The sequence below is a fragment of the Mycolicibacterium sphagni genome (genome assembly GCF_002250655.1).
GTDB classification, from domain to species: Bacteria; Actinomycetota; Actinomycetes; order Mycobacteriales; family Mycobacteriaceae; genus Mycobacterium; species Mycobacterium sphagni.
The window spans coordinates 95401-115115 of sequence record NZ_NOZR01000006.1; the positions used below are offsets into that span (position 1 = coordinate 95401).

The 19715-nt window shown below is 67.6% G+C and carries 20 protein-coding genes; 5 read left to right on the plus strand and 15 right to left on the minus strand.

Annotated features, from left to right (window positions below; genetic code table 11):
• Positions 1 to 18: 18 nt before the first annotated feature.
• From CG716_RS08960 to CG716_RS08970, 3 genes are read right to left on the minus strand one after another with little or no spacing between them, the layout of a single operon-like run.
• Positions 19 to 714: a CPBP family intramembrane glutamic endopeptidase gene (locus CG716_RS08960; RefSeq protein WP_094478605.1), complete on the minus strand. Its 696-nt coding sequence runs from the start codon at positions 712 to 714 to the stop codon at positions 19 to 21.
• Positions 711 to 1844, minus strand: a complete 1134-nt coding sequence (locus tag CG716_RS08965) for an NAD(P)H-binding protein (RefSeq protein WP_094478968.1) — start codon at positions 1842 to 1844, stop codon at positions 711 to 713. Before CG716_RS08965 ends, CG716_RS08960 begins: the two co-directional genes overlap by 4 nt.
• Before the next feature lie 44 nt (positions 1845 to 1888).
• Positions 1889 to 2410, minus strand: coding sequence for a gamma carbonic anhydrase family protein (locus CG716_RS08970; RefSeq protein ID WP_094478970.1), 522 nt, complete (start codon positions 2408 to 2410; stop codon positions 1889 to 1891).
• Positions 2411 to 2637: 227 nt separating this feature from the next.
• On the opposite strand from CG716_RS08970, the gene CG716_RS08975 reads away from it, so the two are divergent.
• The 3 genes from CG716_RS08975 (at position 2638) to CG716_RS08985 (ending at position 4225) form a co-directional block, all read left to right on the plus strand.
• Positions 2638 to 3384, plus strand: coding sequence for a fasciclin domain-containing protein (locus CG716_RS08975; RefSeq protein WP_094478607.1), 747 nt, complete (start codon positions 2638 to 2640; stop codon positions 3382 to 3384).
• A 206-nt stretch (positions 3385 to 3590) separates the two neighbouring features.
• Entirely contained in the window at positions 3591 to 3902 is a 312-nt protein-coding gene (locus CG716_RS08980) for a guanyl-specific ribonuclease (RefSeq protein WP_094478609.1), read from the plus strand.
• 32 nt (positions 3903 to 3934) lie between these two features.
• Positions 3935 to 4225, plus strand: a complete 291-nt coding sequence (locus CG716_RS08985; RefSeq protein ID WP_410431426.1) for a barstar family protein — start codon at positions 3935 to 3937, stop codon at positions 4223 to 4225.
• A gap of 21 nt (positions 4226 to 4246) precedes the next feature.
• On the opposite strand, the gene CG716_RS08990 is transcribed toward CG716_RS08985, so the two are convergent.
• From CG716_RS08990 to CG716_RS09010, 5 genes are all read right to left on the minus strand, one after another.
• Positions 4247 to 5044: a crotonase/enoyl-CoA hydratase family protein gene (locus tag CG716_RS08990; RefSeq protein WP_094478613.1), complete on the minus strand. Its 798-nt coding sequence runs from the start codon at positions 5042 to 5044 to the stop codon at positions 4247 to 4249.
• Positions 5045 to 5046: 2 nt separating this feature from the next.
• Positions 5047 to 6192, minus strand: a complete 1146-nt coding sequence (locus CG716_RS08995) for a thiolase family protein (RefSeq protein ID WP_094478615.1) — start codon at positions 6190 to 6192, stop codon at positions 5047 to 5049.
• Positions 6193 to 6324: 132 nt separating this feature from the next.
• On the minus strand, positions 6325 to 8076 hold the full coding sequence (locus CG716_RS09000) for a DUF3556 domain-containing protein (RefSeq protein ID WP_094478617.1): 1752 nt from the start codon (positions 8074 to 8076) through the stop codon (positions 6325 to 6327).
• Positions 8077 to 8143: 67 nt separating this feature from the next.
• The gene (locus tag CG716_RS09005) at positions 8144 to 8659 is read right to left on the minus strand and encodes a DoxX family protein (RefSeq protein WP_094478619.1); all 516 of its coding nucleotides are present in this window, start codon (positions 8657 to 8659) and stop codon (positions 8144 to 8146) included.
• A gap of 59 nt (positions 8660 to 8718) precedes the next feature.
• Entirely contained in the window at positions 8719 to 9981 is a 1263-nt protein-coding gene (locus CG716_RS09010; protein WP_234817767.1) for a WS/DGAT domain-containing protein, read from the minus strand.
• 27 nt (positions 9982 to 10008) lie between these two features.
• Here CG716_RS09010 and CG716_RS09015 point away from each other — a divergent pair, with 27 nt between their 5' ends.
• Entirely contained in the window at positions 10009 to 10812 is an 804-nt protein-coding gene (locus CG716_RS09015) for an SDR family NAD(P)-dependent oxidoreductase (RefSeq protein WP_094478623.1), read from the plus strand.
• On the opposite strand, the gene CG716_RS09020 is transcribed toward CG716_RS09015, so the two are convergent.
• The 3 genes from CG716_RS09020 to CG716_RS09030 are packed head-to-tail and all read right to left on the minus strand — an operon-like array spanning position 10799 to position 12936.
• The gene (locus tag CG716_RS09020; RefSeq protein WP_094478625.1) at positions 10799 to 11713 is read right to left on the minus strand and encodes an alpha/beta fold hydrolase; all 915 of its coding nucleotides are present in this window, start codon (positions 11711 to 11713) and stop codon (positions 10799 to 10801) included. The genes CG716_RS09015 and CG716_RS09020 overlap by 14 nt on opposite strands.
• Positions 11714 to 11728: 15 nt before the next feature.
• The gene (locus CG716_RS09025) at positions 11729 to 12358 is read right to left on the minus strand and encodes a hypothetical protein (RefSeq protein WP_094478627.1); all 630 of its coding nucleotides are present in this window, start codon (positions 12356 to 12358) and stop codon (positions 11729 to 11731) included.
• On the minus strand, positions 12355 to 12936 hold the full coding sequence (locus CG716_RS09030) for an Rv1363c family protein (protein WP_094478629.1): 582 nt from the start codon (positions 12934 to 12936) through the stop codon (positions 12355 to 12357). The genes CG716_RS09025 and CG716_RS09030 overlap by 4 nt, the downstream gene beginning before the upstream one ends.
• A gap of 211 nt (positions 12937 to 13147) precedes the next feature.
• Here CG716_RS09030 and CG716_RS09035 point away from each other — a divergent pair, with 211 nt between their 5' ends.
• Positions 13148 to 14017, plus strand: a complete 870-nt coding sequence (locus CG716_RS09035) for an alpha/beta fold hydrolase (protein WP_420093179.1) — start codon at positions 13148 to 13150, stop codon at positions 14015 to 14017.
• Here CG716_RS09035 and CG716_RS09040 read toward each other — a convergent pair.
• From CG716_RS09040 to CG716_RS09055, 4 genes are all read right to left on the minus strand, one after another.
• Complete coding sequence (locus tag CG716_RS09040; RefSeq protein WP_094478633.1) at positions 14014 to 14946, minus strand: 2-hydroxyacid dehydrogenase; 933 nt, start codon at positions 14944 to 14946, stop codon at positions 14014 to 14016. The genes CG716_RS09035 and CG716_RS09040 overlap by 4 nt on opposite strands.
• 8 nt (positions 14947 to 14954) lie before the next feature.
• Positions 14955 to 17576 carry a LuxR family transcriptional regulator gene (locus tag CG716_RS09045; protein ID WP_094478635.1) on the minus strand — a complete coding sequence of 874 codons (2622 nt, stop codon included), beginning with the start codon at positions 17574 to 17576 and terminating at the stop codon, positions 14955 to 14957.
• 44 nt (positions 17577 to 17620) lie between these two features.
• Complete coding sequence (locus tag CG716_RS09050; protein ID WP_094478637.1) at positions 17621 to 18985, minus strand: cytochrome P450; 1365 nt, start codon at positions 18983 to 18985, stop codon at positions 17621 to 17623.
• Positions 18986 to 19070: 85 nt separating this feature from the next.
• Positions 19071 to 19703: a TetR/AcrR family transcriptional regulator gene (locus CG716_RS09055; protein WP_094478639.1), complete on the minus strand. Its 633-nt coding sequence runs from the start codon at positions 19701 to 19703 to the stop codon at positions 19071 to 19073.
• Between the last annotated feature and the right edge of the window lie 12 nt (positions 19704 to 19715).

Below are 19715 nucleotides of genomic sequence, written 5' to 3' on the forward strand. Positions count from 1 at the left end.
CCACCCACTCAATTAAATTCAGACGCCGAACATCGGCGGCAGTGCCAGCACCATGATCAGCGCCCACACCACGTGGGTGAGTACCGGTGCCAGCACTCCGCCGGTGGCTCGGCGTTCGACGGCGCAGACCGTACCCAGGATGATGGCAGCGAAGCCGAGCATCGGGTTGCCGCTGGCGCACGTCGCGACGGTGTACAGCAGAGTGGAGATCACCACCGGGTGGAACGAACCCAGCGCGGTGTACAGCGCCCCGCGGAAGAACAATTCCTCGGCCAGACCGTTCACCAGTGTGATCGCCAAGACCAGCACCAGACTGCCGTGATTGACGTACTCCAGCACCCGGGTGATCCGCTCGGCCACCGGACCGATCTCGCGGGCCACCAGTCCGCCCAGCACGAACGCGCCACCGACCAGAAGGCCGATCGCGATCCCGGTGAGCACCGGGCGCTGGTTGCGTCCGCGCCAGCGAATACACCCCAGGTGCAGCGGGCCGGACACGAACGCCCCCAACGCCCAGGCCACCGCCAGCGCCAGCGTCAACCAGTAGAACGTGGTATCGCCGGGTGTGCGGGTCAGCGACACCCCAAGCAATCCCGCCCCGATGACCAGCACAACGCATACAACGATGCGCCGGTGCCGAACCATCGACGGCCATTCCTGTTGTGGCGCAGCGGCATTGATCAACAAGGAACGAATCTCGGCAAGCATCGTCATCGCGTACGGACTTTCGCCAACAGGAGATCCAGGCCGGTGCGCAGCGCACCGGCCAGCGGGCCCGGTACCGCGTTGAACAGCACCAGCGCCGGACGCGCCACCGCGGGCGTCACGGTCGCAGCCGCCCGCCGCAGCCGCAGCGCATCTCCCCCGGCCCAGAGCGGATCGCTGTCGGCCAGGTGGTGCGGGTCGGCCAGGGCGTCGACTGGCTGCGGCCGCGGGCTGGCCACCGCGGCGGCGACGGCGTCCTCGATGGCGGTGAGCCCACCCGGCGGGTCCGGTACGTGGTCACGTAGGACAGTGTCGGAGGCTGTCATCGGATGGTCCAGCGATTCGATGAGATCGGCCGCCAGCCCGGAGGGCACCGGCACCGCGGCACCGGCTACCCGGCCGACCACCGAGCGCGGCACGATGTCGCGCATCGGCAGCCCGGCGCGAAGCTCTCCGGCCGCGTCCACGTAGGTCGCAAGCAGCTCACGGTAGGTCGTGGTGGCCGGCCCGGCGATATCGTACGAACCGGCCGGGACGGCCGCCGGGTCCGCCGCGGCCAGCAGGTAGTAGAGCACGTCGCGGATCGAAATCGGGTCGATGTCGTGATTGGCCCACGGCGGCAACGGAATTACCCAGAATCGATCGCCGACGTAGCGCACCATTTCGAACGACGTCGACCCCGCACCGATTATCACCGCCGCGCCGAGCCAGACGAGTTCGGCCCCGCCCTCGACGTTCAGCGCCCCGGCCACCTCGGCCCGGCTGGCCAGATGCTCGGAGAGATTGTCGTTGTCGGGCACGAACCCGCCGAGGTACACGATCCGCCCCACGCCCGCGGCCTTTGCACCGGCGGCGACGTTGGCGGCCGAGATGTTGTCACGGTCACGGAAGCCGGGCTGGCCGATCGCATGCACCAGGTAGTAGACAACGTCGATCGGTCCCGCGACGCCGAACGCTGCGTCCACCGAAGTCGGATCGTCGGCATCCAACAGGACGGCCTGCACCCGCTCACACCAGCCGAATCGGCCGAGCTTCTCCGGGTCCCGGGTAGCGGCGACGACCTCATGCCCGGCTTCAAGCAGCCCGGCGATCAGCCGAGAGCCAACGTATCCGGTGGCACCGGTGACTAGAACGCGCAGCGACTTCACGCTAGGACTATCGGCAATCTGGCGACTGCGCAAACCTATCCCGGGTTGCGGTGCAGGTCGAGGAGGTGCTCGTAGACCGTGGCGTTCATATTGTTGCCGTCGACCTCGGCGTCGGACAGCTCGCGGCGGACCTTGGCCGGCACCCCCGCCACCAGCGAGCGCGGCGGTACGACCATGCCCTGCGGCACCACCGCGCCGGCAGCCACCAGCGAACCCGCTCCGATCACCGCACCGTTGAGCACGATGGCGCCCATCCCGACCAGGGACCCGTCCTCGACCGTGCACCCGTGCAGCACCGCATTGTGGCCGATCGTCACACCGCGGCCGATCCGCGCCGGAAAGCCCGGGTCGACATGCACGGTGGAGCCGTCCTGGATATTGCTGCCCTCACCGATATCGATCAATTCCGCCTCGGCGCGCAACGTCACCGAGTACCAGACGCTCACCCGCGCGGCCAGCCGCACCTGGCCGATCACCGCCGCGTTGGGAGCGACCCAGGACTCGGCGTGTAGATCAGGAGAGTGTGCGCCCAGGGACACGATCAGTGGTTCGGCCATGGCCGACATCGTATGCAGACTCGCCTGGCTGCCTTGCAACACCTTCGCTTCGGCAGGTGCTCGCCGGTGGTGTTGACTTGGCGTTCTCCCTGGCCTCCACAGGGCCCTGACCTGGACCTTCACCTCCCGCTTTGAGACTGACACTTTGCTACAAGTAGGCTCTTCACGGCACGCGGTACCCGGGAACCCGCGATTCGCCGACTCCACAGATCACTCAAGGAGCCGAAGTGAGCACTCGTACCAAGTCCCTGGGCGTCGCAGCGGCGCTGGCGGCCATCGCGGTTGCGATTCCGACCGCCGTGCAGGCCTACGCCGATCCGACGCCGACGACCACCACCCCAGCGTCACCGACGACGTCGGAAATCCCCGCGCCGAGCATGAGCCAGCTGCCCGACCCGCAGGGCTCGGGCTGCGACGCCTACAAAAACAGGATCCCCGCCGGGCCCGGCTCGTTCGCCAGCATGGGCACCCAGACGGCGACCGCGGCTATCGCCGCCAACCCGGACCTGAGCACGTTCAACGCGGCGATCTCCGGCGGGTTCAACCCGGCCGTCAACATCGGCAGCGTGATCGACGGCGGCCCGTACGTGGTCTTCGCACCGACCAACGACGCGTTCGCCAAGCTGGACGAGGCCACGCTGGCCCAGCTGAAGAGCGACCCGGCGCTGCTGACGTCCACGCTCTACTACCACCTGGTGCTGGGCTACCTCGGCCCCGACGACCTGCACGGCAAGATGCCCACACAGCAGGGCAGCACGGTGAACGTGACCGGCAAGGGTGGCGACATCAAGATCAACGACACCGTGAAGGTGGTCTGCGGCTACACCACCCGCGCGGCCTACATCTACATGATCGACACCGTGCTGAGCCCCGCCGATGCGCCGAGCCCGAATACGTCGACCAGCACCACGAGCACCACGAGCACCACACCGACGACGACGACGACAACGACAACGACAACGAAGCCGGCGTAGCCTCGGCCCACAGTCAGGGCAACGGCGCAGCTAAACTCCCGCACCGAGGCGCCAACGGGTCATGATGCAGTCCAGCGGCAGCCCGACGGCGAAGGACAAAGGTGGGTCGATTCAGGTTCGCGCTCGTCGCCCTCTGCGCATTAATCGTCATCGTCGCCGGATGGGCTTTGGTGCGGACATTCGCCCCAACAGCACCGCCCGCAGGTATGCCAGGTATGCCGACGTGCCCACTGGCCACGCTGCCGCCCGAGGCGGTCAACACGGTGCGAGTCATCCGATCCAATGGGCCATTTCCCTTTCCGCGCAACGACGGTGTGGTGTTCGGTAACCGGGAGGGCCATCTACCTGAGCAGGTCAAGGGGTACTACCACGAGTACACCGTGATCAACCCAGGTGCCAGTAACCGCTCGACAAGGCGCATCGTCACCGGTGGGTCTCCGTTGACCAATCCACCCCAGTACTTCTATACCGACGACCACTATGACTCGTTCTGTCTGGTCACTGACGCGGGACGGTGATGATGACGCCACAGCCAGACTCAGCTGTGCCAGTGATCTTTCGAATCGAAGGTCGAAAGATCAAGTCGATCAGCGACTTTTATCGAGAGATCGGGCGCTCCGTCAACGGCCCCGGTGGATACTTCGGACGGAATCTCGATGCGCTGGCCGATTGCCTGCGGGGCGGATTCGGCACTCCGGAAAATCGGCCGTTCGAATTCGACTGGGAGCACAGCGCATTCTCGCGACGCTATCTGATGGATGCACAACGTGGGCAGCCCGCATTCTTCGATTCGGTGCAGGACGTATTCGATGACGCCGGGGTCACGCTGAATCTGCGGTGAGCTGAAGAGCTGATCGCGCCTTCAGCGCGCCTTCCACACCGGCTGGCGCTTCTCGGCGAATGCCAGCGGACCTTCCTTGGCGTCCTCGGATTTCATCAGCGCGCCGATCTCGCGGATGGTGCGCGTCCAGCCGGCCTCGTCGGCGGTGATGACCCCGTCGTCGACTCCGACCGCCACCCGCTTGCTGGCCTGTACCGCCAGCGGTGCGTTGACGGTGATGCGTTGCGCCAGAGCCAGTGCCGCGTCAACCGCGGTGCCGTCGGGCACCACCTCGTTGATCAGGCCCCACTCGAGGGCCTCGGCAGCGGTGATCGGTTCGCCGGTGAACAGCAGGTGCATGGCCACCTTGCGCGGCAACTGGTCCACGATGCGGAAGACTCCGCCGGCCGCGGCGACCAGGCCGCGCTTGACCTCTGGCAACCCGAACTTGGCGCTCTCCTGGGCGACCACGAGATCACTGGCCAGAGCCAGCTCGGTACCGCCACCGAACGCGGCACCGTTGACCGCGGCGATGGTCGGCTTGTCGATGAAGTGCCGGACGTAGCCGGCGAATCCCCACTCCGGGTGCTGCGGGTGAAAGAGGTTCTCCCGCCGCGAGATTGCCTTCAGGTCGGCCCCGGCACAGAACGACTTGTCGCCGGCGCCGGTGACCACCACCGCCCAGACGTCGGCGTCGGCCTGGGCCTGCTGCAGCAGGTCGCCGACGGCGGTGCTCACCGCGCCGTTCACCGCGTTGCGCGCGTCGGGGCGGTTGATCGTGATCAGCAGGACGTTGCCCCGCCGCTCGGAGAGAGCGGCGGGGGTCTCGACGTCAGACACGACTACAGCAGCTCGAGGATGGTGGCGTTGGCCTGGCCGCCGCCCTCACACATGGTCTGCAGACCGTAGCGAATTCCCTTGTCCCGCATGTGATATAGCAGGGTGGTCATGATCCGGGCACCGGATCCGCCGAGCGGGTGGCCCAGCGCGATCGCGCCGCCGTTGGGATTGAGCTTCTTCTCGTCCGCGCCGAGTTCCTTGAGCCAGGCCATCGGAACCGGAGCGAAGGCCTCATTGACCTCGAAGACGCCGATGTCATCGAGGCTCAGTCCGGACTTGGCCAGCGCCTTCTGAGTGGCGGGGATCGGCCCGCTCAGCATCATCACCGGGTCGGACCCGGCCAGTGTGGCGGTGTGCACACGGGCAATCGGCTTGAGGCCCAAGGACTTCGCCTTCTCCGCCGACATGAACAACAACGCAGCCGAGCCGTCGGAGATCTGCGAGGAGTTGCCGGCGTGGATCACGCCATCCTCGGAGAATGCCGGCTTGAGCTGGGCCATCTTCTCCAACGTGGTGCCGCGGCGGATGCCCTCGTCCTTCAGCACGATGTTCCCTTCAGCATCCTTGATCGCCACGATCTGGTCGTTGAATGCACCGGAATCCTGTGCCGCGGCGGCCTTGTCGTGCGATGCGAGGGAGAACTCGTCGAGCGCGGTGCGGTCCAGGCCCCACTTGGTGGCCATCATCTCGGCGCCGATGCCCTGGTTGGGGGTGCGGTCGTAGCGGCCTTTGAAACCGGCCGAGTAGGGGTTGCCGCCGTTGGCCAGCGAGGCACCCATCGGGGTGCGCGACATCGACTCGACACCACCGGCGACGACGACGTCGTAATGGCCCGCCACCACACCGGCAGCCGCGAAGTGCACCGACTGCTGGCTGGAGCCGCACTGGCGGTCGACGGTCACGCCGGGTACCGACTCGGGCCAGCCCGCGGTCAGCACCGCGGTGCGGGCGATGTCGAGGGCCTGCTCGCCGGCCTGCATGACACAGCCCCAGATAACGTCGTCGACAATCTCCGGATCTATCCCGGCGCGCTCGGCCAGGCCGTTGAGCACCTGGGCTGACAGCTCGGCTGGGTGTACGCCGGACAGTCCGCCGTTGCGCTTGCCGACCGGCGAACGCACAGCTTCGACAATTACCGCTTCAGCCATCGGCCTGCTCCTTGAAGTAGTGGGGGTGATCTTCGATTTCTAACACGCCCCCACTGCCCGGCCTCAGGCGGGTCAACCAACCGTTCGGTCAGCCGTGTCATTCCCCGGGTCGCTGCGCTCCTGCCCGCCGTGTCATTCCCCGGGTCGCTGCGCTCCTGCCCGCCGCTCGGACGTGACGTGCACCGGCAGCGTGTCGTCCCAAGGCTGGCGGTTGACCATGTCGGCGACGTTGACGTAGCCGGTCTCGAATTCCCCCGTCGCGGCGTCGACCAGGCGGTAGGCCTGGCGTTGCCGGTGGATCGGCTGGCCGTCGAGCAGCACTACGCGTACCTCTCCGGGTTCGAACTGGCACCGCGTCTGCATCGCGTTGATGAGTTGTTCGTTGTGCATGTGCCCGTCGCCGAAGTTCCACCCGATCGCCATGCTGCAGATGCGCTCGCCGTCGGTGATCGAGTAGTCGTCCTCGTTCTGTCCGGCCATGGCCCGGTGCGCCAGGGTGAACAACGCCTTGCCGTGAGTGTTGAAGGCGCGGAAGGCATACCCCATGAATATCGGGATCTGGGCGGCTTCCTTACTGCCGTAGAACTTCTCGAGCTGAGCGGCCGGCATGTTCGCGATCGTCACCAGGTTCTGCTCGATCTTCGCCTCTGCCGAGGGCTTGACGCACCACAGGGTGGTGTCCCAGTTGCCGGCGTAGTAACGCATGCCCGGCAGGAAGGAAACCTTGCGCGGCACCGTGTTTCCGAGCACCACCGTCGTGGCGAGCGCCAGGAACAGCAGGATCGGCCACGGCGAGGTGATGTCGGTGATCCCGATCTGGGCGTGCGCGACGAACAGCGACAGCACCGAGAACATCATGAAGACGTTCCATTCCAGCGGCACGCCCATCGGAATGGCCGACAGGATTCCGAAGTGGAAGCACACCATCACGAACGCCGCGACAGCGGTCGGCCAGCCGCCGTGGGAGAAGAACAGCGCCAGCGGCACCAGCCCCTCGATGGCCGTGCTGAAGTGCGCCAGGATGTGCGACATCCGGCCGGGCCGAAGGTCTTCGGGGAACTTCGCGAAGAACATCCGCTTGAGGAACTTCGGCCGCATCACCGGACTGTTGGACATCATCGTGGAGATGACGAACGGGAAGTGCCGGGTGAGTTTGGAAGTCGCCGCGCCGATCCAGATCGCCATGCACACCAACTTTGCGGCGATGATCACGTCGACGCCGGAGAACAGGAAGGCAACCGCGAAGGCGCCGTACACCTCGCCGCGGGCGGCCAGGAAGATCACCTTGTCACGCAGTCCCGCCAGCGCCAGCAGCGCGACCACCGTCGCGATCTGCCAGGTCGGCAGCAGACCCACCGTAGTGCCCAACTCCGGGATCGGCCCCGTGCCGTCGGAGAACAACGCGACCACAAGCATCACGATCAACGCCGCGTACAGCACCACGTCGACGGGGCCGCGGCTGTCACCCTTGGTCAGGGGCACGATGTTGGGCCACGGTGGCAGCCGGATCGTCTTGGGGCGCAACCAGTACAGGATCGAGCCCATCGGCGGCCAGAAGCGGTTGTTCAGCGGCCCGAAACCGCAGCCGAGGCCGACGACCTCGAACAGCATCGTGTAGAGCACGGCCTTTTCGTAGACGATCGGCTCCGACCACCACGACCCGATGTTGGTGAACCCGTCAATGCCCTTGGTGGCCAGGCCGAACAACGCGCCGACAAACACATAGAGCAGGATCTTGACGACGTAGAACAGGTGCAGGACCACCGGGGTGCCGAAGCCGACTTCGGCCCAGTGCCGCGCCATCGGTTTGATCTTCTCCGCGCGGGTGCCCTGGCTCCACGTCTCGAAGTCGATGACGGGTACTTCTTGCTTCAGAAATCCCATGCCGGAAACACTAGAACGTGTTCTAGTGCGGCGGGTGCGAATTCCCGCGCGGCGGGACTCCTACGGTTCAGACCTTGGTGGGCGGCCGGTAGAAGATCGCCAGCTGCCCGATGCCGCCGGCAAGACCGAGCACCACCGCGATGAGCAGACCGCACCACCCATGCAGCCAACCGAAGACGCTCGTGCCATGAAACAGGGCGTAGTCAAGGCTGAATTTCCCGGCGCCGGTCGCGGCGATCGCGACTGCCGCGGCGGCCAGCACCAGGTTGTACTCCCAGCCTTCCTTGACGATGAAGAACCCGTTGTGGCGGTGCACCGTCCAGGCGGCCACCAGCATCAGCGCCACGAACCCGGCAGCCGGCACCGGGGTCAGCAGCCCGACGGCCAGGCCAAGGCCGGCAGCCACTTCGGTGCTCGCCGCCACCCGCGCGTGGAAGACACCGGGCCTCATGCCGATGCTGTCGAACCAGCCGGCGGTGCCCTTGATCCGGCCCCCGCCGAAGAATTTGTTGTAGCCGTGGGCGGCCATGGTCAGGCCGAGGACGACGCGCAGAATGAGCAGTCCGACACTGTAGGCAGTCACGCAGGTAAACCTAGAGCATCGACCCCCGTGCTGTGCAGATGCGTAGCCGACGTAGCCGATCACCGGATGAGCGCGGCCTGCAGGCGCTCCAGGTAATCGTCGACATCGACGTTGTCCGGATCGGCGTGCACGCTGAGCGTCACGGTGTCCCCGAGACCGTGCACGCCGTGGGTCAGGCTCATCATCGGCGAGAGCCCCGAGAATCCGGCGGCGAGCAGCACCGGGAACCCGCCGAACGATAGGTCGGCCGGTCCGCGGTTCACGCTGGACACCACGGTGTTGCCGGTGACCGTCGCCGATCGAGCCGCAGGGTCGAACTGCCCCACACCCCAGCGCAACAGCGGGGCGGGGATGGCTGCGGACGCGGCGGCCTCGGCCCGCATCGCCGGGTGTTCGCCGCGGCGGCGCTGGGCGGCCAGCTCGGCGCTGATCGCCTCGATCCGCCGAGCCCGGTCAAGTTCGGGGTGCAAACCGATCCCGACATTGCGAAAGTTGTTGTGCGCGCCGGTGTTCTGCGGTCCGGCCATCGTGACCTCAGCCCTCAGCGTCGAGGTGTCCTCGCCGCGCTGCGCTAGGTAGCCCGCCAGCGCATCGGAGACCGCGACCAGTGTCCCGATCGTCACCGTGGGCTTGGCAAGCCGATCGCGGTGCAGCACCAGGGTCCGCACCACCGGTGTGGCCTGGGGCCGCTGGTTGATGCTGAGCAACGGGCATCCCGGCGCCGCCGGCGGCACCAGTCCGGCGTCGGTGTCGCGCACCAGCATGCGGTGCGCCCGGGCAGCGGCGATACCGCGCACGGGCAGGAAGCCTCGCCGGGGCGCGACGGGCACCGGCACCGGCGCACTCCGGCCCAGCAGCGCTCCACCGAGCGCCGTCCCCCGGCTGCCGTCGGCGAACGCGTGGCCGGTCTGCAGCACCACCACCGAGCCCACGCCAGTGCTGCCGGGCACGCCCAGCACTCGCGGGAAAATGTGTACGCGCCAAGTCATTCGGTGCAGATCGAGTGGATCGCCGCCACGCAAACGGGCCGCGACGTCCAGGCAGTCCTGCCAGTCCACTCCCCCGTCCTGGTGAATCACGAACTGGTCGGCACCGACGTCCGCGCGGCTCCATCGCGGGTATCGCCATCTACCCGAGTCGACCACCCGCAGCCGCAGCTCGTCGCACGCTTGGGCCCGCCCCCGCAGCTCGTCGATGGCGGCGTCGGTGCCCTCGCCCGGCGAGCCGTCGAAGGCATAAACCACCAGCTGGTCGCTGGGAATCGCCGCCGACATCCAGAGCATCTGCGCGTCCCCCGCGGCCATGACTCTGCTGGCGTTCATTGTCGCCATTGTCCTAGGCTGGCAGCCGTGCTGCCGCCCCCGGGTCCCCATCGTGCCGCGCTGATCACCGGAGCATCCTCGGGTATCGGCGCCGAAATTGCTCGAGAGCTTTCCGCCCGTGGGCATCACGTGGTGCTGGTGGCCCGGCGCACCGAGCAGCTCACCGCCCTGGCTGAACAGTTGAAGGGCCCCAGTTCGGTTGTCGGAGCAGATCTTTCACAGCCGGGCGACCGTGCCGCGCTACCCGACCGGGTGGCCGAACTCGGCCTCGAAGTCGACATCCTGGTGAACAATGCCGGGCTGTCCACCACCGGCCCGGTGTCCGCTGCCGATCCCGCAGCCGAGCTGAACGTGGTGGAGGTCGACGTGGCCGCAGTGGTCGACCTGTGCACCCGGTTCGTGGGCGCGATGGCGAGCCGCCGGCGTGGCGCGGTTCTCAACGTCGCGTCGCTGGGCGCCTTCGGTCCGCTGCCGGGCCAAGCTGTGTACGGCGCGGCCAAGGCGTTCGTGCTGTCCTACACCTACGCGCTGCGCGAGGAGCTCAAACCTAGCGGTGTCACCGCCACCGCGCTGTGCCCGGGCCCGGTGAAGACCGGCTTCGGTGAGGCCGCGGGAATCTCCGACGAGGACGCCGAGGCCGCGCTGCCCAAGCCGCTGTGGGTGTCGGCCGAGGACGTCGCCAAGGCCGCCGTGGAGGGGCTGGCCGCGGGTAAACCCGTCGTCGTACCAGGGCGGCTCAACCACGCGGCCACCGTGGTCTACCAGCTGACTCCGAAGCGGCTGCTGCTGCCAGTGCTGGCCCGCAGCCATCCGAGCCTCAAGAAGAAGTAGCCGACAAGAAGTCGACGATCAACTCGCCGACCGTGTCGGGTTGTTCGAGCTGCAGGAAGTGTCCGGCATGCTCGACGAGAGCCACCTCGCTGCCCGGCGGTAGGACCTCAGCCACCCACGGCGCGAATTCCGGTGTCATGCAACCGTCGTCGGTGCCGTGCAGGTACAGAGTCGGCAGCTGCGGCACCTCCAGCCAGTAGCGATGCAGGTCGGCGTAGCGCGCCGGCGGGCGGGTGTTGCGAATGGTCGCGCGGTAGGTGCCGAGCGCGGCTCGCCAGCGGTCCGGGGACCCGATCGCGGCGTCGACGTGGCGCAGATCCTTGGCGGCGTTGTAGCCGGGCGACCAGCGCCGCCACAGCAGCGGGACGATCCAGGACGGCGAGCGCTCCGGCAGGATCGGCAACTGGAAGTAGGTGATGTACCAGCTGCGCAGGACCTGTCTCGGCAACAATTTCAGCAGGCGGCCACGGTTCGCCGGCGGCTTGCCTGCCCGCGGCCGCAGCGCCGCCGACGGCGGCACCGACATGACGACGGCTTTGACGAACGGGCTGTCCGGCATCGCAGCCAGGCCGGTGGCGGCGATGGCGCCCCAATCGTGACCGATGACGATATCGGCCTCGGTGGGGTCGCACGCGGCGCGCACCTGTAGCGCGTCGTCCATCACGGCGCCGATGTGATAGCTGCCGTCGGCCGGAATCGACGAGGGCACATAGCCGCGCATGAACGGGGCGATCACGCGGTATCCGGCGGACACGAGATGCGGTGCGAGTTTCCGGAATCCGTATGCGGTGTCGGGAAAGCCGTGCAGGCACAAGGCAATCGGGCCGTCAGTCGGACCCCAGGTGAGTGCGCGCAGCTGCACTGCCGGCGCCGAGACATCGATCCAGCGTGGCTCGGTCATCGAACCCCCCGTTCGCTAGATCGGGTCGAACCCGGAGATGAGCCAGTGGTCGTGAACCTTCTCCATGGTCACCCGGACGCTGGAGGCGGTCTGTGTGGGCGCGTCGGTACCGACGACGACCGTCTGGTCGACGAACAGCAGCACCACCGCGTGGTCGGGTTTGGCCGATACCGACGCCGCGGCCGGCACCGCGGCGACCGCGGAGATCTTCTTCTCCTTGGCGCCGGGGATGACGACGGTGTTTACGAGCTGGGTGTAGGCGTCGAGGAAGCTTCCCGTCAGCCGGTCGCGCGCCGCGCCGAGATCCTTTTCGACGGTGTCGGGCTTGTAGCTCAGCAGCGCGACGGTCGAGTCCTTGGCGGCCTGCACCGATTCGGTGCGGGCCCGGTCGGCGTCGCGCCGAGACGAGTCTTCCCACTTGAGGTAGCCGGCGGCGGCACCCAGCAGCAGCGCCACGATCGGGAGCAGACCGAAGGCGATCGCACCGGCCACGCTGAAGCGGGACTTCGGCGCCTCGGGTTCGGTGATGGCCTCGGCCGGCGTCTCCTCGGCCGGCGTCTCCTCGGCGTCGGTGAGCTCGACCGCGGTGGTCTCGGCTTCCACGACCTCAGGATCGGGGAGCTCGGATTTGTCGTCAGTCGTCACGGTACGAACTCCACTTTCGAGACCTTTGCTTCGTCGGCACCGGTCTTCTTGACCGTCAGGCGCATCCGCCAGGACCGCGGCGGCTGGTTCTGCGCACCGCGATTGGAAGTCACCACGGTGACGGCCACCAGCACGTGGCCTTCCTCACCGGACATCGACTCGAGCCCGGCTTCGGTGACCGTTCCCACGGATTTGGACTGCGCCTGTTTGACCACCTCGATGAACGGCTGGGACCGCTTGGCGAAGTCGTCGTAGAACTGGTCAGTCGCCGAGTCGAGGATGCGCTGCACGTCCTTGTCGGCCTCGGCGGCGTCGATAGTGGTCAGGTTGATGGCGCCCTGTCTGCCGACCCCGACGATGAGGTCTTGCAGCTGGTCGGTCTTCCTGGCGTCATACGCGCGGTAGCCGAGCCAGCCGGCCAGCCCACCGAGGGCAACCACCACGACGATCCCGGCGATCAGGGCCAAGCGCACATGCGAGCGTGCGGGCTTCGGGGCCGGCTCGGTCTCCTCGACCCCGGTTTCGGCTTCGTCTGGCGTAGCGGCCTCGTCCTCGGACGGGGCTTGCTCGTCAGCCATAGTTCTCCCTTTGCGGCGCTACGGGCCGGATCACCCGGCCTGGGGCGCAAGGCTACCTGGTAGGCCCTGTGAGGCCCGTCACGGGATCGGACAGCAGCTCCCGGCCGCCGGCCACCGGAGTGTCCCAGGGTCTGGGTGGGATTGACCGGCCGGGGTGCGGAAAGTCATCGCATACGCCTCTGTAACGTGCTGTTCAGGTTCGGTTGAGAGGATGCCCGTGAGCAGCACAAACAGCGGTCCGCAGACGGTTGAGTTCCGGGGTGACAAAGAGCTCGCTCTGGTCGCCGACGAGTGGAACCGCGGTGCGGAGTCGGCCCCGGACCTGCCGACGATCCTGATGCTGCACGGCGGCGGCCAGAACCGGTTCTCCTGGAAGAACACCGGTCAGGTGCTGGCCGAGCACGGGTTCCACGTCATCGCGCTGGATGCCCGAGGCCACGGCGACAGCGACCGGGCACCCAACGCCGAGTACACCGTCGATGCCCTGTCCACCGACGTTCTGCTGGTGCTCGAGCAGATCGGCCGGCCGGTCGTCTTGATCGGGGCGAGCATGGGCGGGCTGACCAGCATCCTGGTCGCCGAGCAGGCCGGCCCGGAGAAGGTGACCAAGCTGGTGCTGGTCGACGTGGTGCCGCGCTTCGAGAAGGGCGGCAGCGCCCGGATCCGGGACTTCATGTTCAGCCACGTGCACGGCTTCGAGAATCTGGAGGAAGCCGCCGACGCCATCTCGGAGTACCTGCCGCACCGCAAGCGGCCGAAGAACCTCGACGGCCTCAAGAAGAACCTGCGGTTGCGTGACGGACGCTGGTACTGGCACTGGGATCCGGCGTTCCTCACCGCCCCCGACGACGATCCGTTCGTCCGGGTGGAGCGCCTCGAGCAGGCAGCCATCGATCTGACCATCCCGATCCTGCTGATTCGCGGCAAGCTCTCCGATGTCGTCAGCGCCGAAGGGGTGCAGGACTTCCTGGCCAAGGTGCCCAAGGCCGAGTTCGTCGAGCTCGCCGATGCCGGCCACACCGCTGCCGGCGACGACAACGACGCCTTCAGCGAGGCGGTCGTCTCCTTCGTCACCCGCTAGACCGGTGTGACCAGCTGCCCGCTGGTCAGGAACTCCTCCAGGTTGCGCATGGCCAACGTCGCCATCGCCGTGCGGGTTCGGGCGGTCGCGCTGCCCATGTGCGGTAGCAGCACCACGTTGTCCAGTTCCCGCAGCGCGGCCGGGACGTCGGGTTCGCCGGTGTAGACATCCAGTCCGGCGCCGGCCAGCCGGCCGACGTGCAGAAGCTCGATCAGCGCGTCCTGGTCGACGACGCTGCCGCGGGCGATGTTGACCAGATACCCTTGGGGGCCAAGGGCTTCCAACACGTCGCGGTCCACCAAATGTGCGGAGTCGGGCCCGCCGGCGGTGGCGACGACGAGGACGTCGACGGAGGCGGCCAGTTCCACCGGCGAAGCAGCATAGCGATAGGGGCTGCCCGGGATCTCGCGGCGGTTGTGATACGCGATGGCGCAGTCGAATCCGGCCAAGCGGGTGGCGATGGCAGCGCCGATCCGGCCCAGGCCGAGGATGCCGATCCGGCTGCCGGTGACGTCGCGGGTGTACGGGAACGGCCCGTCGGCGGCCCATCGGCCGGCCCGCACATACCGGTCGGCGGCGGCGAATCCACGCAGGGTGTCGAAGATCAGACCCAGGGCGGTGTCGGCGACGGTGTCGTTCAACACGTCGGGGGTGTTGCTCACCACGATCCCGCGCTCGCGGGCCGCGGTCACGTCGATGGCGTCGACACCGGCCCCGAAGTTCACGATGGCACCCAGCCGGGGCAGCGCCTCCATCAGCGCGGCGTCGACCCCCGGCCGCCCGCCGCACACGATCACGGTGATGGCATCAGCATGCCGCTGCAGGAAGTCGGCCCGCTCCGGCTCTGCCGGCAACCGCAGGGGGGTGTGGGCGGCCGTCAGTTGCTTCTCCAGCGACGGTTCGAGCCTGCCGACGACGAGGATGGTCATCCGCCCAGTCAACCAGGCGCGTCACCGTTACCTTCGCCACGGATGATCCGCCCCAGGTCGTCGCGGTCGGTCACGTTGAGCTTGACGTAGATCCGGTAGAGGTGTCCCTCCACCGTGCGCGTCGACACCACCAGCCGCGCGGCAATCTCCTTGTTGGTCAAGCCACGGGCCACCAGTTGGGCGACCTCGCGCTCTCGCGGGCTCAACGGCAACGGTTGCGAAGTAGCGCACAGCGCAGGGGTTTTCAGCCCCCCGCAGGCCTTACCCAGCCGATCGGCCGCTGCTGCCGCTTCCAGCGAGTTTCGCCGCCGTCCTGCCGCGTCGAAGAGTGCCGCGGCCTGCGCGGCGGCATCCGCAGCCGAGAGCAACGCGCCGATCCGCTCGAACTCCTGCGATGCCGAAAACACCGCTGCCCCATCGCTGTTCATCAGGCCGATGGCGTGGGCCGCGTCGACCTCGGCCAGCGGGCCGCCGATCGCCGAAGCGACCTCGACCACGCGGGGCAGGCACGCCTTGTCACCGAAGCGCGCGGCAGCGTGCAACGCCATCAGCTCGATCGCTCGCTGTCCTGACTCGGCCGCGAGATCGGCAGCGCGCAGAGCCGTGGCGATCGCACCGCTGAGATATCCCTCAGCCGCCGCGAACCACGCCGCGGCGAGCCGGACCGGCGGCTCGAACATCGTCGCGCCGCGGCCGACAATATCGTGCAGTTCAGCCAGCAACGGGGCGGCCAGTTGAACGTAGCCGAGTCCGCAATAGCATTGCACCAGAAGCAATCTGGCGGGGACGTTCCAGGCGGCCGTTTCTCCGGTCAGAGTGGCCAGGGTTTCCTCCAACCGCCCCATAGCCGCACGCAGCTGCCCGCGGCCCAATTCGACGGTCCCGGCCAGAACGTTCGCCATCGCTCGGGCGCGGAACTGGCTGGGCGAAGTGATGCGCACGATGTCACCCGAACGGGCTTGCGCCGCAGCGAAATCCCCGGCCAGCGTCAGCGCGCGGACCTCGCCCAGTGCCAGCAGGAAGCGCAGCAGCCCGTCGATCTTGTCGTATATCGCGTGACCCCGCGCGGCCAGCCGCGCCGCGTCGGTGGTGCGGCCCTGCAGAGCAGCGGCCATCGCACCGCCAAAGACCGCCCACCCGACGGCAATCGGTGGTGCTGTGTCATCGGCCAGCACCTGATCGGCGAGCGCGGCGGCCTCCTCGAGGCGGTTATCGAGCACCGCGAGCGCTGCTGCGAGGCCGTCGACCACCAGCCGGACTCGCCGGTGGCTGACGCGCTGCTGGAGCATCGCGAGGATCTCGGCGGCAGCTTTGCTGTCGCCGATCGACCACTGCAGGTTGGCAATTCGCGCCATTCCCCAACGAGCCAAGTCGAACTCCGAGAGGGTGTCGGGGTCGAACGACGCCAGAATCTCCTCGGACTCCGATGCTCTGCCCTGCCAGAGCAGTGTTCGAGCCAGCAGCTCACTCGCGACCAGTCCTCCACCCTGGCCGATGGCGGCGCGGGCCAGCCGCTCGGCCAGGTGGATATTCATCAGAGCGATCGCATCTTCTGCTGCGCACGAAAGGAATTCGGTGTCGACCTTGATGTCGGCGTGCAGGGCCAGTTGGGCACGGCGCAGCCGTTGGGCTGGAGCCTGTGGCGGGTGCAGGTCCATCGCAGTCAACACCTCGGCCCGCAGTCGCCGACTCGCGACCTGTCCGAGGTCTTGCCGAATGACCTCACCGATCACCGAGTGGGTGAAGTGAACATCGGCGGTCCCGGTATCGTCGATGATGCGAATCAGACCCCGCCGCTCGATGCGTTCCAGGGTATGAGTGTCGACGAGCTCGGACATCACCGCCAGCATTACCGGCTCGGACACCGCCAGCAGGTGCAGTGCCCGCCGTTCCGCGTCGGGCAACCGGTCGAGGCGGCTGCTGATCAGCGGAGCCAATTGCGTGGAAGCGCAGGCCGCCTCGCCCCGCAACTGCCAGACGTCGTTGACCTGCCGGAGGGTGCCGGCCTCCAGTGCGCCTTCGACCAGGTGCCGGACGAACAGCGCGTTGCCGCTGGACGCTTCCCACATCAGGTCCGCGGACAGCTGTTCGAATCGGCCGCCGAGCGCGGTTTCGACGAGTTCGACGGCCTCACCCTTGGTGAACGGGGTGACGTCAAGCCGCGCCAGGTAGCCGTCCTTCCACAGCGCAGTGATCGTGTCGGGGATCGGCTCACCGGTGCGGGCCGTCGCCACTATGCGCACCGACCCCTCGACGGCGAGCTGATGTACCAGGGTCGCCGACAGGTGGTCGACCAGGTGGACGTCATCGATCCCGATGACGGCCAGCTTCCCGCGTCGCACGGCATGAAATGCATTCGCCAGCATGGCAACCGGATCGACCGGCATCGGGTTGTCGAGCAGATGGGCAAACACGCCCAGCGGCACCTCGCGGGCGGACTCGGTACCGGCCACCCACACGGCGCCGGTGCGCTGCGGCTGAGTGGCCATCCGGGCCAACGTGGTTTTCCCGACGCCCGCATCCCCGAGCAGCAGTGCGCCGCACGTACCGGCACGCCCTGTCAGCGTCGCCTGGATGGCGGCGAGTTCCGTTCCCCGCCTCATGACGGGCCAGATCCGGCTCTCCCCCACGAAGGCAGTTTACGCAGGTAACAGGCTCAGGCAAGCGGGATTGCTCAACGTTTGACGACGATCGCGTTGACTGGTCCGCTCGCCACTGTGGTGAACGGAACGGCGACCGGGAAATCGTCGGTGAGGGCGCCGATAGCGCAGCGCCCGATGATGGTGGCCAGCGCCATAGTGGCCTCCAGCATGGCGAAGTGGTCACCGATGCAGGACCGCGGTCCCGCGCCGAACGGCAGGTATTGATAGCGCTCGATCTGTTTGGCCCGTTCGGGCCGGAAGCGGTCCGGGTCGAACGTCAACGGGTCCGGCCACAACGCCGGATCGCGGTGTACTGCCCAGATTCCGAACCCCAGCTGGGATCCGGCCTCGACGCGGTAGCCGTCGACTTCGATGTCGCGCAGCGCCACCCGGGACAGCGCCGCACCCGGCGGACACAACCGGAGGGCTTCATGGAGCACCTGTGTGGTGTAGGTGAGCCGGGGTACATCCTCGGGTGCAGGGCCGGCCGGCCCCAGGGCGTGGACCTCGGCGCGCACCCGGTCTTGCAGATGGCGGTTGCGGCCCAGCTGCCACAGCGCATAAGTCAGGGTCGTCGCGGTGGTGTCGTGACCGGCCAGCACGAACACGATCAGCTCGTCGCAGATCTCGGCATCTGTCAGCGACTGCCCGGTGTCGGGGTCGACCGCGGCCATCAATGCCCGGACCAGCGGGGCGTCGCGATTCGGATCGCGCCGGCATTCCGCCAGGATCTCGCGGGCGAGGTTGTGCAGAGTCTTGCTCGCGTTACGGGCCCGGCGCCGCGCCGGCGTCGGCAGCCAGTCCGGCGCGCGGATCGGGCGCATCGCTCGATCGGCGACGTAGGACAGGGCGACCTGCAGCGGCCCGGCGATCTGCTCACTGCGCTCGTCGAGGTCGATTCCCAGTACCGAGCGGCCCAGCGCCCGCAGCGTGAGGAGCCGGCTTTGGCTGTCGAGGTCGATCTGGGCGCCGTCGGCCCAGCTGTCACAGATCGCTTGGGCGGCTTGGGCCATGTGGCCGCCGAACTCGAGGACATGCTTCTTGGTGAACACGTGCTGGAGGCTGCGCCGCCGAGGCAGCCACTCATCGTGGGGCAGGCAGAACAGGTTGCCGCCCAACAGTTTACGAACTTCAAGGTGGACGCTCGCCTTGTCCACGAAGGCGTCGGTCCGCCCGATCATGTCCCGGCCGCCCCGCGGCGATGTCACCGCCACCAGTGGGGGGCACAGCCATTTCGGGCCGAACTGCACTCGGGTCACGGGACCGCCGGCGTCGCGCAATTGCTCGAAGCCGGTATGGAAATGGCGCAGCGCGCGCAGCGCATCGCGATTCGACATCGGGTTCTTAGGCGCCAAGGGCAGCGCGCTGACGGCGACGGTTTCCTGGGTAGCGACCATGAACTCAGGGTCCGCACACTCGAGCCGGCGTCCTAGAGTGATGCGCTACTCGACGTGTGCAGACCACTGCTACGCATACGTGCGCCTACGGCACGTCCCCGGTCCCAAGCAACTGCACGCCGGTGATTGGCCGTGCCGGGTCGCCGCCGGTGGCGATCCGGTCGACCGTGCGCTGGATCGAGTCGTCGAGCTGTTGCTCGGTGAGATCCTTGAGCCCGGTGGCGGCACGAAGGAAGGCACCAAAGAGCCGCCAGCTCAACGGCAGCGCGATGGCGTGCGCGGCCGCTAGCCGAGCGTCGACGTCGTCGTCGAAGTAGCTCCGGGTGAAGTCGAGGAGCTGTTCGACGTTCGGGAAACGGGATTGAAGTTCCCCGATGGGGTAACCGTCGAGGATGGTGCGGGCGACGACCCGCAACTGCCGGTCAATCGCCGCCTCCACGACCTCCGCCGGCGCCTGCTTTGCGAGCAGGTCGGCGAGGTGCTGCCCGAGGTAGTCGAGCACCGATGCCACCAGTGCGTCCTTGCTGCCGAGATGGCGGTGGATCAACCCGTGGTTGATTCCGGCCCGGCTGGCGACGTCACGAATGGAGGTGGCGGCCGGTCCGCGTTCGGCGAACAGGTCCGCCGCGGCCACGAGTGTGGCTGCGACGACCTCGTCGCGTCCCGCGGGCGGTAACGACCCAGAGTGACCCAACTCACTTCCACGCGGTGTAGTCATTCGTATACAGTA

What these genes read in the sequence shown, in the direction of transcription:
- CG716_RS08960 (WP_094478605.1), bottom strand. Translation starts at nt 714, where the DNA reads ATGACGATGCTTGCCGAGATTCGTTCCTTGTTGATCAATGCCGCTGCG.
- CG716_RS08970 (WP_094478970.1), bottom strand. Translation starts at nt 2,410, where the DNA reads ATGGCCGAACCACTGATCGTGTCCCTGGGCGCACACTCTCCTGATCTA.
- CG716_RS08980 (WP_094478609.1), top strand. Translation starts at nt 3,591, where the DNA reads ATGCCAGGTATGCCGACGTGCCCACTGGCCACGCTGCCGCCCGAGGCG.
- CG716_RS08995 (WP_094478615.1), bottom strand. Translation starts at nt 6,192, where the DNA reads ATGGCTGAAGCGGTAATTGTCGAAGCTGTGCGTTCGCCGGTCGGCAAG.
- CG716_RS09000 (WP_094478617.1), bottom strand. Translation starts at nt 8,076, where the DNA reads ATGGGATTTCTGAAGCAAGAAGTACCCGTCATCGACTTCGAGACGTGG.
- CG716_RS09010 (WP_234817767.1), bottom strand. Translation starts at nt 9,981, where the DNA reads ATGAACGCCAGCAGAGTCATGGCCGCGGGGGACGCGCAGATGCTCTGG.
- CG716_RS09020 (WP_094478625.1), bottom strand. Translation starts at nt 11,713, where the DNA reads ATGACCGAGCCACGCTGGATCGATGTCTCGGCGCCGGCAGTGCAGCTG.
- CG716_RS09030 (WP_094478629.1), bottom strand. Translation starts at nt 12,936, where the DNA reads ATGGCTGACGAGCAAGCCCCGTCCGAGGACGAGGCCGCTACGCCAGAC.
- CG716_RS09035 (WP_420093179.1), top strand. Translation starts at nt 13,148, where the DNA reads ATGCCCGTGAGCAGCACAAACAGCGGTCCGCAGACGGTTGAGTTCCGG.
- CG716_RS09040 (WP_094478633.1), bottom strand. Translation starts at nt 14,946, where the DNA reads ATGACCATCCTCGTCGTCGGCAGGCTCGAACCGTCGCTGGAGAAGCAA.
- CG716_RS09050 (WP_094478637.1), bottom strand. Translation starts at nt 18,985, where the DNA reads ATGGTCGCTACCCAGGAAACCGTCGCCGTCAGCGCGCTGCCCTTGGCG.
- CG716_RS09055 (WP_094478639.1), bottom strand. Translation starts at nt 19,703, where the DNA reads ATGACTACACCGCGTGGAAGTGAGTTGGGTCACTCTGGGTCGTTACCG.